Here is a 15,859-nt window from a genome sequence, read left to right as displayed (position 1 = left end):
AGAAACATTCCCAAAGCCCCCACCTTTAGGAATTGTTTTAAATTAAAAATTACTTTTTGATGATCTTTTTGTTCATTATAATACCTGTTTTGGTATTATGAACTTTTAGAATATAGACCCCAGATTGAAGTCCTTCAAGATTTATGGTTGTCTTTTTTTGAATACCATCTATATTATCAGACATCATAACCCTACCAGTAAGGCTTACTAAATGAATTATGGTATGTTGTAAACTGTCATTGCTAGATAGTGTGACGCTATTATGTGCTGGGTTTGGCGACAATTGCATAATAGTTTGTATTGGATTAGATACAGATTCTATTTTTTGTGAAGCTTCAGAAATGGTTTTTTCTGAAATTTTTGCAACAGAACTAATACAAATTGGTTCGCTAGCGGTATTACTAAAATAGAGTGTAAATCCGTCTGTTTTTGAAACCATTACAAAATTCCCAGCATCTACAGTAACCCAATAAGCACCGTCTAATCCAGTAATTCCAGTACCAGAAAAAGTTGCGTCTGGTTGCGTACTGTTAAAACTAAATGTAAGACTGCCCCTTAAATCTACATACCAATTTGGAGTGCCATTATTGGTATTTATAGAAAATTGATATAACCCATTATTATTCAGATCCCAATTAATAGTAAATATGGTAACATTATCCAGATTTGGGCCTCCATTTCCCAGCACATGTATATTTGTAAAAGCACTGTTAATATTAGGTAATGAAGTTGACAGCGGAGTCCCGAAACTACAATCGTTACTACTACCTTCTGTTATTTTTATCACAGAAATTGTATTTGAAAGATTAAAGTCTCCAGTTAAGCCCGAAGTATTATTTCCAATTGCAAGTCCACTAATAGCGTCGTTATAACTTAAATGCCATATTAAACTAATACCAGAAGTTTCTGTATCGAAATTCACGTCTTCTGGCGTAATTGGTAGCGCTACGATATTATTTTGATTATCGGTTACGACCCATTGTGAGTTTTCACCAACATTGCCAGATAAGGTAATTCCAGATACATGGTCTGCGATGTCATCGCCAACAGTAAAAGTAAATGGCCCTCCAGTAATGGTACCACCATTAACACCAGATCCAGGTATTGGCTCATTACCAAATACCAACACGCCATTATCGTATACAGGAATGTTAACACTCTCTATATCTGTACTACTATTTAATCCTTGTGCAGACCAGTCGTTAGAAGTATCATACGGAACACCATTTTGAACACGAAGATTAATTTGTGTTTCTCTTCGAAATTGAGGATCCCCAATTGGAGCTATCTCTTCGCCCGCTAGTGAAACCTCCATATAATAGATGTTATTTACTGCATCCCATGCATTAATAACAGACGTGCTATTGCCTTGAACTGAGTTTAAAGTGATATCATAATCATCAATAGTATACCCTTGGGCGACTCCTTCAGAAATATCAAAGAAATATCTATAAGAAAGGTTGTCTGTTACTCGCGCTGGCCAAGCGGTTCTATTTTGAATCAAAACTTTTACTGTGCTACCATAAGCATTGTCGCTATTAAATTTTGAAAAAGATCTAATTTCTGTTCTACTGGGAGTTTCATCAATTGGGAAATTTGCTAATGGCTCGCCTCCAAACTCATCGTACATTCTCACCAAATTCCCTGTAAAACAAGCATTATAATCGCAAGCCACCTCATTGGCGATATAATCACCACGATCATCAACAAATTGATCATCAGGATCTTTAGGACCTCCTGCTAATGCTCCAAAAAGGGTATGACTTGGTATCTCTGGACTCCCCTGAAGACTATTTGCCCAAGGACCGTGTGATGATCTATGGTGTGGGTTATTTGCCGGATTATTTCCAAAACCAACCATAAAACTTCTATTAAGCGGGTTGTCTCCTAAGGCATAGTTTGTTTGACTCACGGCAAAATCGTGATATTTTAATTTATTTGCAGCAGAAGTTGATACCTTATCGCTATAAACAAAAGCTAAAAAAGCCGTATTTGCAGCATACCTAAGTGAGCCCCATTGTATTAAATGTGCTTGACCACCAGGGCTGTAAGTTACTGTTTCTCCATTCACACCACTGGTCCAAAAATCTAAAAAGCGTTCTGCATCAGTCATGTATTTAGCTGTCCCGGTTAATTGAGCTAATAGTACATAAGAGCCATAACTTTTATCGTCCCAAGACATTGTAAATTTGTATGCTTTATCAGAGCTTTGTCCTTCATTTCCTAAATTGTCATATGCCAATTCCGCTTTCGAAAGATATGTGGCATCATTGGTAGCCCGGTACAACCAGGTGGCTCCCCAAACTAATTCATCATTATAACCACTGTATGATCTGTAAAAACCAGCGGCATCTGTAATAGATTCCGAATAGATACCTCTATAAGTATCTGCAAAATCATATAACTGTATGGCGTGAGTTAATAACGTAGCACTATAAGTTGGATCAGAATCTTGGAATAAGATACTGGTTGCAGCCAGTGCTGCGGCCGTTTCAGCTGCTAGATCAGATCCTGGGTTATTAGCATCTATTTTGTATGCTGGCCTGTCCATTACCATAACTTCTGGTGCGCCCCAAAAGGAATGATCTAGGCTGCCATTACCTAGTTGTCCGTAAAACTCATTGGGAGCCGTATGGCACTTGATAAAATAATCTGTTACAAAACGAAGATTTTGTTTTAAAATATCCATTTGGCCAGATCTTTTATAAGCGTCTTTATATTCTATACCTCCCCAGGCTAGTGTTGTTACACTATATGCCATTGGGAAGCCAAATTTAACATGATCTCCAGCATCATACCAACCTCCGGTAAGATCTATTCCAATATCAGAGCCATCTCCTAAAGCTGAGTCGGCTCTCCAACTCACACGATTCCAGGATGGAAGTTCGCCAGATTGTTGAGCTTCGTAAAAGAATAGTGATTTTTGTAATGCTTCACCATAATTTGTCTGCGCAAAACTGTTTGCACAATAGAGACATAACAGTAGAATTATGCCTTGTTTAATAAAATTTCTCATTGTAATTTGGGGTTTTATGTTAAAAAAATAAATAAAATGCTTGTGAATTAAATCATCATATTATGATGTATTCACGTATCAATTTAGTAATGATTTCTCCAAATTGTTTCCAAGTTGAAAAAATCAATTCACACATCATTTATTAAGAATAGCAATCTATTATTTGTAAAATTTAAGAGAGCGGGAGAGCACGAAACATGATAATTTTGCTAGCACAAGTGTGTTTCGTTTATTAGGAATATCAAAAAATTATTACTAAGTTAAAAAAACAATTTTGTTTTTATTTATTCAAAAAATACAATTTATAATACTATTTATTTAAAAAACAGTTTATTGTCTGGAAATCCAGAATTGTAAGATAACACGAAGTGTTATAAATTGGCTACAAAGATAAAACATTATGTGTTTATTGTATTCGAAATTATATAAAATGTAAGTATCCGTTAATTTGTTATCATAAATAAATATGGATTATAATATTGTCTACCAGCATTTAGAATATAAGGAACGGCCTGTGAGTTTGTTTTTTTAAATGTGTAAGAAATATATGATTTAAAATAATTTCCATATATTTATTATCTCTTAGATTTTAGTCACTAAGAATATTCTCTCTTTAAATATTTAATAGCATTTTACGGAATTACCCTGTACTGGGGATTTCGTCTAGTTCTTTAATGCTGTTATTTAGCGGCGTGTGATAAGTAATACTTAATTCATCTTGTTTAGTACTAAAAACATTAACAATGAAACAACTTAAACTTCTAATTATCTTAATAATAGCTTGTACAATAACATCCTGTTATTCTGTAAGGTTACGAAATATTAATGGTGCGCCTCAACCCGATCCTTTTTCAGATAGAGATGACTATTATCGCGGAATGTCTGTGGTTGAACTGGATACGGTTATAAAAATAAATCCACTTTCAAAAGACTTCACTTTACTTATTAAAGAGTCTGATGCTTGCGAATCGGGTAAATTGAACATGGTAGAATACCGCAATACGTTTGGAGGATTACTACTAAGTACGATAACATTCGGAAAAAAACGAAAAGTAAAGATTAAATATGTGTGTGAAAAGAAATCAAATTAAATCTTATGGCTACTACTAAATTAAAACTACTAGAAGAGTGGAACACTTTGCATAAGAATGGACCATTTCCATTAAAGCTTCTCTACCAGACAAAGTTAGAAGGAGAACGCGTTATGCCTAAAAAAAAGGATCGTTATAACGATGTTGCCAAAGAGATACAACGTTTAATACAAGAAACTAAAACTGCAGGAGAGGGGTTTCGTGCTTATGGCTCTGCATGGTCAATGAATAATATAGCCAGCCATAAGGATCGTATGCATTATAATGGTTTTATGAATATTTCAATGCCAATACACGCTGGCGATTGTCACCCAGATAATGTTTACAATCCTGACAACTTATTTTTGTTTGAATGTGGAAATACTATTAAAGAAATATCTGAAACTTTAGCCGAAAACGGAAAATCGCTTAAAACCACTGGTGCCAGTAATGGACAGACTATTGCAGGCTGTATTTCAACTGGTGTACATGGTGCAGGTGTTGATGTAGGTTCTGTACAAGACTATGTTGTAGGGCTTAATCTTATTATTGGTCCAAACCAGGAAGATATAGTATATCTGGAACCTGAATCAAAACCAGCTTTGAGTGATACTTTTATACAAACGTTAAATGCCAGAGTTATTAGAGACGACGCTTTATTTTATGCCGCTTTGGTAGGTTTAGGTGGTTTTGGTTTTATTCATGGCGTTGTAATAGAAGCAGAGCCTATATTTTTAATTAAACGTTATGTGAAAAAAATAAAAAAGAGCGCTGCATTTGAACTTGCCAATACCATGGATTTTAAAAATTCAACGTTTGTTATTCCAGAGGAAACAGATGCCAATGGAAAAGGTAATCGACCATTTCATTATAAAATATTTATTAATCAGTATAGTAATGAAACCGATTGTGTTGTTGAGCTTATGTATAAAAAGCCTTTTCAGGAACCCTACCCAGATCCGTTTCCAGTAATTAAAGAATCTTTATACAGGGATTTAATTTACCTCTTTGTAAAATTAGCTGAAAATTTACCTAAAAGTATTCCCTGGTTAGTAAAACGTTTACGTAAAACTATTTTGCCTGTTGTAAATGAAGAAACCACAGGGATGCTTAAAGAAATATTTTGGGATGCCCCTTATCAAGGTCCTGCATTTGCATGCTCGTTTGGTATAAATCATAAAGACTCAGAAAAAGCAATGAATCTTCTTGGTAAGTTAACACGGGATGAAGGTCCTATACCAGGCATATTCGCACTGCGATTTGTAAAACAAACTAAAGCCACATTAGGTTTTACTAAGTTCCCTGTTACTTGTATGATAGAGATTGATGGTGTTTTATGGAAAAAAACACGTAAGATTATAAGTTTGGAAGAATACTCCAGGCTTATGATAAAAGCTTTGCAAGCTAACAATATTCCCTTTACCATACATTGGGGAAAAAATAGTGATTGGGAATTCCCAGATTTGGTTAATCATATGTTTAATGATAATGTCGAAAAATGGAAAACCCAACGTGAAAAGTTGTTATCGCCAGAGATGCAAGCCTTATTTTCTAATAAGTTTCTAAAGACTATTGGGTTAGCGTAAAAACAATACAGACGGGGAGAGGCTAATTATAATTGTTTTGTTTTTTCAATCCAATATTAAGGTGTTAAAAACAATATCGAAGCATTTTTTGTGTTATCTTTTTTGTATAATGAAGTATTATACCTACTGCTAGTAGTCCTTTTATGAAGCTAATGTGTTTTATATGAAAATATTACAAGCTACACACATTTAAAATAGTTATAAAAACATATTGTTCTTGTCTAAAACTAAATAGCAAATGATTGTAAGTAACATTTAAAAAGGTATAGACTGTTAAATAATTTATCAACGAATATTAATTAAAAATTTTATTATTATGTTAGAAGAAATAAGGGTAATTGTTTTCCGGTATCTGTTACCAATTTTGATGGTTTTTGTAGGCTTATACTTAGCTAGAAAAACAGACCTTCTTAAAGATCAAAGTACTTCAAGTGAAAAACCTTATAGTTTTTCGAGGTCTCAGCTGTTATGGTGGACCTTGATCATTTTATGCTGTTTTTCGATTTACTATGGGACTGTGGGGGAGATTCAAAAAATAAACAAATCTTCTTTAATACTATTAGGTATCAGTTTGGGAACCACTACTGCAGCAAGAGTTATTGATAGCACAGAAGTCAGTAATAACATTCCCAGACATCAGGATAGGCTTGATAAAAAAGGTTTTATGTACAATATTCTTTCAGACGAAAATGGCATTAGTATCCATCGATTTCAAGCGGTCGTTTTTAATTTGATCTTTGGTTTGATTTTCATTATGAAATTTGCTTCAAACGGTATCTTTGAAGCGTTTGGGGAATGGGAATTAGGCCTTATGGGAATAAGTTCTGCTGCATATGTTGGCTTGAAAGTTAGTGAGAATCGCGAAAGTAAGACCTAACAGTTAAAGGAAAAGTATTTATAGTAAATACTCTTAAGCGTATAAACTAGAGGCATTATAAAACTTTAGTAAAATATTTATTAATTTAAAATTAATTAATCAAAATGCAATTAACTAAAAACTTTAATAAAATTGAATTTGAAAGTCGTGATGGCTCTACAATGCCAGAAAACGTACTAGAAAATATTAAAGAACTAGCTGTGAATTTACAGATAGTTAGAGATATTTTAAAAGAACCTATTCATATAAATAGTGGTTATAGAAGTGAAGCATATAATGCAAAAATTAATGGTGTTAAAAATTCACAACATATATTAGGTAAAGCTGCAGACATTACAATGAAGCAATATACATCCAAAGACCTTGCGTTAATTTTTGAAGATTTAATTTTGAAAGGCGTTTTAAAAGAAGGTGGTTTGGGACTATATAATGGTTTTATTCATTATGATATTAGAGGACATAGAGCACGATGGAATTATTCAACTAGATATAAAGATTTTTATAGTTAATTTTTTGAAGGAATTTATGAGACCTGCCAAACCAGTAGTACGTGTTATTTTGACTTCATAAAGTTGAATAAAACAAAAATAATTAAATTAATACGTTGTATGTCAAAAAAATGGCATCATCTTTGCCAATCAATAAGTATTAAAAATTTAATTACATTACAATGAGTAAAGGAACAGTAAAATTTTTCAACGATTCTAAAGGATTTGGATTTATTACAGAAGAAGGAGTTGATAAAGATCACTTTGTACACATTTCTGGATTAGTAGACGAGGTTCGTGAAGGCGATTCTGTTGAATTTGATCTACAAGAAGGCAAGAAAGGATTAAATGCAGTGAACGTAAAAGTTATCTAATACATATACTTTCAAGTTTAGTAAAAAGCTCATCATTATTGATGGGCTTTTTTTATCCTTTATTGGTTTCAACTTTAGTTAAAAGCAGGGACTTTAGGTTATCTTTGCTCAAAATTATTTTATGTCACAACCGTTTTCTGATTTAGGAATTAATCAGTCATTACAAAAAAGTTTAGCCGACTTACAAATTTCTGTTCCAACAGATATTCAAGAAAAGGCAATTCCTATTGTACTTAATCAAAAAGAAGATCTTGTTGCTTTAGCAAAAACAGGAACAGGTAAAACAGCTGCTTTTGGATTACCTCTGTTACAATTAATCGATGTTGAAAACGCTTATGTACAGGTTGTAATATTAGCACCTACAAGAGAATTAGGGCAACAAATACACGCTAATTTAACTTCTTTTGCTTCCCATAGCCCAACTATTTCTGTTGCAGCAGTGTGCGGTGGCATTCCTATAAAACCACAAATAGAACGTTTAAAAGCCGCGACTCATATTGTCGTGGCAACACCAGGGCGTTTGGTCGATTTAATAAACCGTGGCGCTATTAGCATTAAAAACTTAAAGTATTTGGTGTTGGATGAAGCCGATGAAATGGTGAGTGCTTTAAAAGGAGATTTAGATCGTATTATCAAAGAAATTCCTAAATCTAGAAGAACGTTATTGTTTACAGCCACCATGCCTGGTGCTATAAAGCAACTGGTTCAAAACTACATGTCAAAACATGTGATACAGATCGAGGCAGACATGTCTACCGTTGGTCATCAGGGAATCGATCATCAGTATATAGTTGTAGAACCTATAGAAAAACTAGACGTATTACTTCATTTTTTAAATACTAAAGAAGGCGAAAGAGGGATTATCTTTTGTAAGACTAAAGCGGCTGTTAATAAATTGGCGAAAAACCTGGCTATTAATAAATTCTCATCTGGAGCTATTCATGGTAGTTTATCTCAAGGCATTCGTGACCGAATTATGGGACAATTCAGGGAAGGGTTTATTGATATTTTGGTTGCGACCGATTTGGCAGCTCGAGGCATTGATGTTAAAGAAATATCGTATGTTGTTAATTATCATTTACCAGATACTTATGATGCTTATGTACATAGAAGTGGACGTACGGCAAGAGCAGGATCTAAAGGACTTTCGCTAACTATATTACAAAAAGAAGAAGTGGAGGATATTGCTGATTTTGAACAAGAATTGGGGATTGTTTTTAATGCATTAAAAAAAGCAGACGCGCAGAGCATAGAAGAAAACAATGGTTTATTATGGGCGAAAAAAATATTTAAAACCAAACCAAATCGTACCATTTCAGAAGAATTTAGAAAGAAAGTAAGAACGGTATTTCATCATTTAACGAAAGAAGAGTTGATAGAAAAAGTACTTGCAAATTATTTGGCACAAACAAGCACAGGTAATTCAAAAACCGAAGCTTCTAAAAAAAGTAAAAAGTAGCGATCATTATGGCAAATAATATTAAAAATCAACAGGATATTTTAACAAAATTAAATATTCAGGCCTTGAATCCCATGCAAGAGGAAGCTGTTTCTGTAATTGAAGCAACAACAAATGCCATCATATTATCTCCAACAGGAACGGGGAAAACATTGGCTTTTTCATTACCATTATTGAAAGCCTTAAACTCCGAATCTAAAGAGGTTCAAGCATTAATACTGGTACCGTCAAGAGAATTGGCCATTCAAATTGAGCAAGTTATTCGCTCTATGGGTTCTGGTTATAAAGTAAATGCGGTTTATGGAGGCAGACCCATGTCTAAAGACAAAATTGAAATTAAACATAATCCTGCTATTTTAATAGGAACACCAGGTAGAATATTGGATCATTTTAACAGTGATCGCTTTTCTAAATCTAGTATAAAAACACTTATATTAGATGAATTTGACAAATCACTAGAAGATGGTTTTGAGAGTGAAATGAAGGCAATTATTAGTCAATTACCTGCTATAAATAAAAGAGTTTTAACGTCTGCGACACAAGGTGTTAAGGTGCCAGGGTTTGTAAGATTAGACAAGCCAATAACTGTTAATTATTTAAAAGAAAAAGTAGCGTCTAAATTGGCCATTAAAACAGTGGTTTCTCCAGATAAGAATAAATTGAAAACATTGTTGGATTTGGTACAACATATTGGCAATGAACCTGGAATTATTTTCTGTAATTTAAGAGACAGCATAGACGTAGTAAGTGCTTTTTTAAAGAAAAATAAAATTACTCATGCCTGTTTTTCTGGAGGTATGGAACAAAAGGATAGAGAACGTGCTTTAATTAAATTTAGAAACGGATCATGTCAAGTATTACTAGCTACAGATTTAGCGGCTAGGGGTATAGATATACCAGAAATGAAATATATTATTCATTATGAATTACCTCGACATGAAGAAGAATTCATTCATAGAAATGGCAGAACAGCTCGGGTCAATTCAAAAGGAACCGCTTATATATTAAAGTGGGAAAGTCAACTATTACCAGAATTTATTCAAAATGTAAAAGGCATTAATATTTCTAAAAAAGCACCACGCAAACCACAATACTGGCAAACCTTGTTTATTTCTGGTGGACGAAAAGATAAAATTTCGAAAGGAGATATAGCTGGTCTTTTTTTTAAACAAGGTGGCATAAATAAAGATGAATTGGGAACTATTGAGTTAAAACAAGATTGTGCTTTTGTGGCTGTAGCATTAACTATGGCAGATGATTTAGTTGAAAAATTAAACAATACCCGATTAAAAAAGAAAAAGGTACGGGTCACCATTTTAGATAATACCAATTATCACTCAAAATAACCCATATAATTTGTTTAGTTCACTGACTCTTATTTTAGAAATAGGAGTTCATGAATCTTCGATTTCTATTTCGCTCATATTTCAATATAAAAATAAAACCATAATATACCCTAATTATACTTACAGAAAATCGAAAAGTACGCTCGAAAATGCTTAAATTTATTTAGCGTTTGATAATGGATATTTTACTTAATATTGAATTACTCCTATTTTTTATAAATAGATCTTAGACGTAAACATCATAATATTCAGAACGACACTTTTTAGACAGCCCTATTTATAGAATGTACAATATGGTAAACATATATTATATGGATAGAAGCGAAATACTTTACTTAAAAAAAGCACTAATTCAGTAAGCGCTTTTTGTATATTTAAACTCTCTTGGAAGTATTTAATAGCAAAAAACATTCATGGTTTAATCTAAATTTGCTAATAATTAAATTAATTGTAATGAAAAACAGCATGTTATTTTTGTTCTTGATATGTTCATGCATTTTGGCAACAGCACAAAACACAAGAGATTCATTAAAGACTAAAGTAGATAATTCTGGGTTTAAGGAGTACTATCCAATACACGTAAAACCAAGTATTAGTTATTTATCTAATATAAGTGACTATGAAGATATTTTATTTGATGCAAAACCTACAGTTTATTATAGTTTCTATAACAATATGCGTCACATAATGCAAAATTCTATAGACAAACTAAGTTATGCCATCTATGCGCTTTTTCAGCCGCATATTAGGATGTACACAGAAAATTCTTTACCAGTAAAAACACCTTCTTATAGAATTTTATTGGGATTACAAGGATTGGTTAAAACCGATAATAATAATTTCTTTGCTTGGGCTATTGAGTCTGGGCATTATTCTAATGGGCAATCAGGTTGTTCTTTTAGTTCAGAATTTGCAGATGAATCTCCTGAGTGCCACTTAGTGCACAATACTATAAATGATCAATCAAATTTATCAGCACTATTAAATAGAAATAATGGTAATTTCTCAACAAATCTTACAAAGTTATCTTTTAATTTCAGGTTGAATAATCTTAATAATGAGAATAAACCGTATAAGGTACATTCGTTTTCTGCTTCTTGGGAACTGTATCATAAAAATATGTTTGGTTTTTTTGATAAAGGAGGATATACTGATTTTGATATAAGTATTTATGGTAGAAATCGATTTGGTTTTGGATATGAATTTATTCATACTTACAACCAAGGATTTAGATATTCACTTGGAGCGAAAACAGAAATAATTCAAGGAGCTCATCCATTTGTAGCGCCTTTTCGAGGGGAATTAAACCTGACTTGTTATCCATTTAATTTTAATAAAGATGTCGGTTTATTTGTAGCTTACATTACAGGTCATGATAATTATAACTATCGTTTTGTAGATTCTGGTAATCAATTAAATATAGGTATCACTTGGGATTGGTTTACACCTTTCGAAGTTAAAAGAGCTGAACGAATTAGAAATGATTACCAATTGTAAAAATTCAATTTTTCAATTTACAGCACCAACATATAAGGTTATGGATATTGAAAGTATTAATTTATGAATACAAAATCAAAAATACGCCCATCATAATACCTAATAATGGTACTAATTTTTTACGTTTATTCTTTTCTTTAAAAACAAGACCACCAACAATAACAGCAATTAGTATTTGACTTCGTTTTATAGCAGAAAGCAGCATAATTAGCGCATCAGGATCTTGCAAGCTTCTAAAATAAAAATAATCGGCTGCCTGTAATAAAACACCAACAGCAATAATAGTCCACCGCCATTTAAACTCTTTTCGTTTTACAGTATTAGGAAACCATGTTACAGATAAAATACCCAGTAAAATTAGTATGGTGTACCAACAAAACCAAAATTGTAAGGTTTGTGGGTTTAACGTTAAGTTCTGAATTAAAAACTTGTCGTATAAACCACTAGAAGCTCCTAAAAATGTTGCACCAATAATGGCAAATATCCATTTATTCCTCTTAAAATTGATGCCTTCTTTTTTTCCTATTTTAGAATAGAGTATTACTGAGAAAATAATAAGTGAAAAACCTATCCACTGTAAAAAATTAGGTTTTTCCTGATAAATTAGAATAGCACCAATAAAGGTGAAAAAAGGACCAGCCGAGCGTATTGGAGTAACAATTGTTAATGGTAAATGTTTTAAAGCTTGATATGCCAAAATCCAAGATGTTGCCATTATCATTGATTTTATAAAAATAAAACCATGCGTTTTCCAGGAAATACTAGTAATGTGAAACCCTATTTGTTTGGTGAATTCTGGAAAATAGATAGAGCCTATAAAAAATGGAAGAAGTAACAAAAAACCAGAACATACTGTACCTAAAAGTACAGGTAAAACTTCATTTCCTTGTACAGCATGTTTTTTACATAAATTATGTAATCCCAAAAAAAGTGCAGCCAATAAACCTAAATACATCCACATGGCGCGAATATACCTTTTTAACCGATTTTGTAATTAGAATATTAACCGATTTTAAAACTTTTAATGATATACAATAAAATTAAAAGTTTTAAGGGGTATTAAGCAATTTTATATGGTACAAATTATGAATTACAACATTCATAATAAACATGATTTTGTTTTTATTCAGACATTTTTTAGGAAATAGAAAAAGTTAAGATGCGTTCTATAACTTAAATACTTATTAAATAATTTTTCTGAAATATTTTTTTATAAATATCCTTACTAAACATATACAATTGAGAGGGTTTTTTTGAAACACCAACTTGTTTTTCGTCAATTGCAATAATGTATTTTTTGTTGATCAATTTTCTCCTAAAATTACGATTGTCAAACTCTATACCTAAAATAGATTGATATAAATCTTGTACTTCATTAATAGTGAATTTATCGGGTAATAATTCAAAAATAACAGGCTCTGCCAAACATTTTATTTTTAAATCCTCATAGGCCTCCAATATAATATGCCTATGATCAAACCCTAATTCTGGTAAATCCTTAACTGGAAACCATTTTTTTTGATGAGCACTGTTTTTTAAATCAACTTCTTCGGTTTTTAATAAAAAATAATATGCAATAGTAATTGTTCTCAAATTAAATCCTTCATTCTTAATCCATGGTAGATCTTTTTCATTCGTTAATCTATCTGGGTCACCAAAAGCTTTAAACTGCTTCTTATATTGATTGGTTAAACCTGTTAATTCTTTTAAAACTCGAGTAGCAGAATCATCTAAAGTTTCGTTTTCATAAACATGATACCCCGTTAACACATAATCGTCAACCAAAACTTCAGATCCAGTTTCAGATTCTAAATAACGCTTCATAACTAAAACATTGAGTGATTTTGTGATGGTGTCATATCCGAAGACCACACAGTCTACCGATATATTTGGAATTTTTTCAAATTTCATAGGACTAAATATGTAAATTTTATGATTTCAACTGTAAAAATAGGTATTAAATGTAAAAAACACGTTATAATTTAATATTATTTTTTTTCAAATTATACTAACAAAATAGCAATTTTTGGGTTTAAATATTGTAAAAACCTTATTTTTTTACTAAAAAAATAACAATGTGTTATTTTTTTTTATACATTTGAAAAATAAACGTAAATATGACGTTTATAAATAATTGTTAATCTTAACCCCCACATAAAATGAAATTAATAACACAAAATTCTGAAAAAAAGGCGCAATCAGTTTTTAACTTTCTGGGCAAAGAAAAAAATAAAAGAGTATTTAGTACTGCCTTTATTTGTGCTCTATTGTTTTTTACAATAAATTTAATCTCGGCTCAAACTGATGATATGAAAGATAACTACAAGGCATTTAATGCCAGTGGACATCTAAAGAACATGCACACGTGGCATGGTTTTGTAGTGCATCCAGGTGCTGTTTTTGCTACTAGTTTAGAGTATAATTCCCGAAATGAAAAATTTACATTTGGCGTCTGGGGAGGGGCAAGTTTTACCAGTATCGATGTGGTAAATAAAAACACAGGAGAAAATGTAAGTGCAAACTATAAGGAGTTCTCAATTTACACGGTATATCGTTTTTCTGATACATTTTTTATAGAAGCAGTTTCTCATAACAATTATACAGGCGTAGAAGAAAGAGGCGATAAACTACATTACTGGAGTTATGATAAAACGCAAGGCTATAATTTTGTTGACATCAACTTTGGCTATAACATTACACCAAATACATTATTGTATTTAGCTACAATTGTAAATGGTGGATCTGGAGATTATGAAGAACAAACAGATGGTTCCTTAAAAAACTCATGGACCCATTATTTTGAAGTTAAGAGTAAAGTTTGGGAGAAAGAGGATTCTAATCTGTCGCTTTTTGCTGGTGGAGCATGGTCTTTTATAACAGACAAAACGTTTTATACAGAAGGCGCAGGAAATCTTATTAATGTAGGTGCTTCTTTTGGTAAGAATATTAACCTTGGAAACTACAAAATGCCAATAGAGGTTACTGCTATGTGGAATCCTGAAAAAGAAATAACAGTATTGCAATTAGATATCACTTTATTTTAATAACACAAATTCTTAATAAATACAATCATTATGGAAACAAAAATCGGATTAAAAAATGTGCTAAAGCCTTTACTGGTATTTGCTTTAGTACTTAATTTATTTAGTTGTGTAGATCAAAACAATGCAACAAAAAATGACGTTAATAGCGCAACTGACACCAGTGAAAAGGTTGAAAGTGCTATAGATCTTAAAGGTAAAAAAATAGGATATTGTACACCATCACTAAACGCACCTTATTACCAAGCATTATTAAAAAGTATAAAAACCAATACTGAAAAAAATGGTATGGTGTTTTTATCTGCAGACGGACAAGATGATATTAATAAACAAGTTGCTGCAGTAGAAGATTTAATTACGAAAGGTGTCGATGCATTATTATTGAATCCTAAAGACCCTAATGCACTAGTTGGTGTTACCAGAGCAGCTAAAGCTGCAGGCATACCAGTGTTTATTATTGATAGTTCTATAGATCCTTCTGCAGATTATGTAACCACTATTCAATCTAATAACTTAGCAAACGGTGAGTTAGCAGGAGAGTGGCTGGCCAAAAAATTCGGAAACAATAAAATGAGTATTGCTTTATTAAGTGGTAATGCAGGAAACCCAGTAGGAAAAACGCGTAAGCAAGGTTTACTACAAGGTATTACCGAAGAGCAGTTACGAAGCTTAGGATATATAGATTTAGATATTAAAACACAAGCGTACACAGATTGGTCTTACGCAGGAGGTTTAAAAGCAATGGAAGATATTTTAGTAGCTCATCCAGATATTAATGTGGTGATTACCGAGTCTGATGTTTGTGTATTAGGAGCCATTAAGGCAATTGCTCAAGCTGGTAAAACAGATGACATTTTAATTGTTGCTGGTGCAGACGGACAAAAAGAAGCTATTAAATACATCATGGATACAGATTTTTACGGATGTACTGCAATGAACAGTCCTGTGCAAATTGGTAAAAATGCTGTACAATACGCCATTCAATACATGAACGGAAAAAGAGATTTTCCTAAAACATCATTTACGCCACCATTACTTATTACAAAGGAAAACGCTGCGAAATATTACGATCCTAAAGCATTATTTTAATTAATAAAACTTATTT

General features: G+C 32.2%; 13 protein-coding genes. 10 read left to right on the top strand and 3 right to left on the bottom strand.

The features are described 5' to 3' along the window. Positions 1–49: 49 nt before the first annotated feature. Positions 50–3,016, bottom strand: a complete 2,967-nt coding sequence (locus tag Q4Q40_RS18285) for a glycoside hydrolase family 9 protein (RefSeq protein WP_303303418.1) — start codon at positions 3,014–3,016, stop codon at positions 50–52. A gap of 743 nt (positions 3,017–3,759) precedes the next feature. Here Q4Q40_RS18285 and Q4Q40_RS18280 point away from each other — a divergent pair. The 8 genes from Q4Q40_RS18280 to Q4Q40_RS18245 all read left to right on the top strand — a co-directional run bounded on the left by Q4Q40_RS18280 (position 3,760) and on the right by Q4Q40_RS18245 (position 11,713). Continuing rightward, positions 3,760–4,107 carry a hypothetical protein gene (locus Q4Q40_RS18280; protein WP_303303417.1) on the top strand — a complete coding sequence of 116 codons (348 nt, stop codon included), beginning with the start codon at positions 3,760–3,762 and terminating at the stop codon, positions 4,105–4,107. 5 nt (positions 4,108–4,112) lie between these two features. Then, a complete protein-coding gene (locus tag Q4Q40_RS18275; protein WP_303303416.1) occupies positions 4,113–5,672 on the top strand; it encodes an FAD-linked oxidase in 1,560 nt (519 codons plus the stop codon). Between the two features lie 316 nt (positions 5,673–5,988). Further along, positions 5,989–6,549: a hypothetical protein gene (locus Q4Q40_RS18270; protein ID WP_303303414.1), complete on the top strand. Its 561-nt coding sequence runs from the start codon at positions 5,989–5,991 to the stop codon at positions 6,547–6,549. Between the two features lie 104 nt (positions 6,550–6,653). Next, positions 6,654–7,058: a YcbK family protein gene (locus Q4Q40_RS18265; protein ID WP_303303413.1), complete on the top strand. Its 405-nt coding sequence runs from the start codon at positions 6,654–6,656 to the stop codon at positions 7,056–7,058. A 161-nt stretch (positions 7,059–7,219) separates the two neighbouring features. Next, a complete protein-coding gene (locus Q4Q40_RS18260) occupies positions 7,220–7,411 on the top strand; it encodes a cold-shock protein (RefSeq protein WP_303303412.1) in 192 nt (63 codons plus the stop codon). A gap of 121 nt (positions 7,412–7,532) precedes the next feature. Then, positions 7,533–8,870, top strand: a complete 1,338-nt coding sequence (locus Q4Q40_RS18255) for a DEAD/DEAH box helicase (protein ID WP_303303411.1) — start codon at positions 7,533–7,535, stop codon at positions 8,868–8,870. 8 nt (positions 8,871–8,878) lie between these two features. Then, entirely contained in the window at positions 8,879–10,216 is a 1,338-nt protein-coding gene (locus Q4Q40_RS18250; RefSeq protein ID WP_303303410.1) for a DEAD/DEAH box helicase, read from the top strand. Positions 10,217–10,669: 453 nt separating this feature from the next. After that, positions 10,670–11,713 carry a hypothetical protein gene (locus Q4Q40_RS18245; protein ID WP_303303409.1) on the top strand — a complete coding sequence of 348 codons (1,044 nt, stop codon included), beginning with the start codon at positions 10,670–10,672 and terminating at the stop codon, positions 11,711–11,713. Between the two features lie 61 nt (positions 11,714–11,774). Here the strand turns inward: Q4Q40_RS18245 and Q4Q40_RS18240 are convergent, their stop codons facing one another. Continuing rightward, a complete protein-coding gene (locus Q4Q40_RS18240) occupies positions 11,775–12,674 on the bottom strand; it encodes an EamA family transporter (RefSeq protein ID WP_303303408.1) in 900 nt (299 codons plus the stop codon). 212 nt (positions 12,675–12,886) lie between these two features. After that, on the bottom strand, positions 12,887–13,624 hold the full coding sequence (locus Q4Q40_RS18235; protein WP_303303407.1) for an NUDIX hydrolase: 738 nt from the start codon (positions 13,622–13,624) through the stop codon (positions 12,887–12,889). Positions 13,625–13,872: 248 nt separating this feature from the next. Here Q4Q40_RS18235 and Q4Q40_RS18230 point away from each other — a divergent pair, with 248 nt between their 5' ends. Further along, positions 13,873–14,757, top strand: coding sequence for a hypothetical protein (locus Q4Q40_RS18230; protein ID WP_303303406.1), 885 nt, complete (start codon positions 13,873–13,875; stop codon positions 14,755–14,757). Between the two features lie 30 nt (positions 14,758–14,787). Beyond that, a complete protein-coding gene (locus tag Q4Q40_RS18225; RefSeq protein WP_303303405.1) occupies positions 14,788–15,843 on the top strand; it encodes a substrate-binding domain-containing protein in 1,056 nt (351 codons plus the stop codon). Positions 15,844–15,859 lie beyond the last annotated feature (16 nt).

This window comes from Flavivirga jejuensis (genome assembly GCF_030540765.1).
Classification (GTDB): Bacteria; Bacteroidota; Bacteroidia; order Flavobacteriales; family Flavobacteriaceae; genus Flavivirga; species Flavivirga jejuensis.
This window is presented reverse-complemented; position numbering and strand designations above follow the sequence as displayed.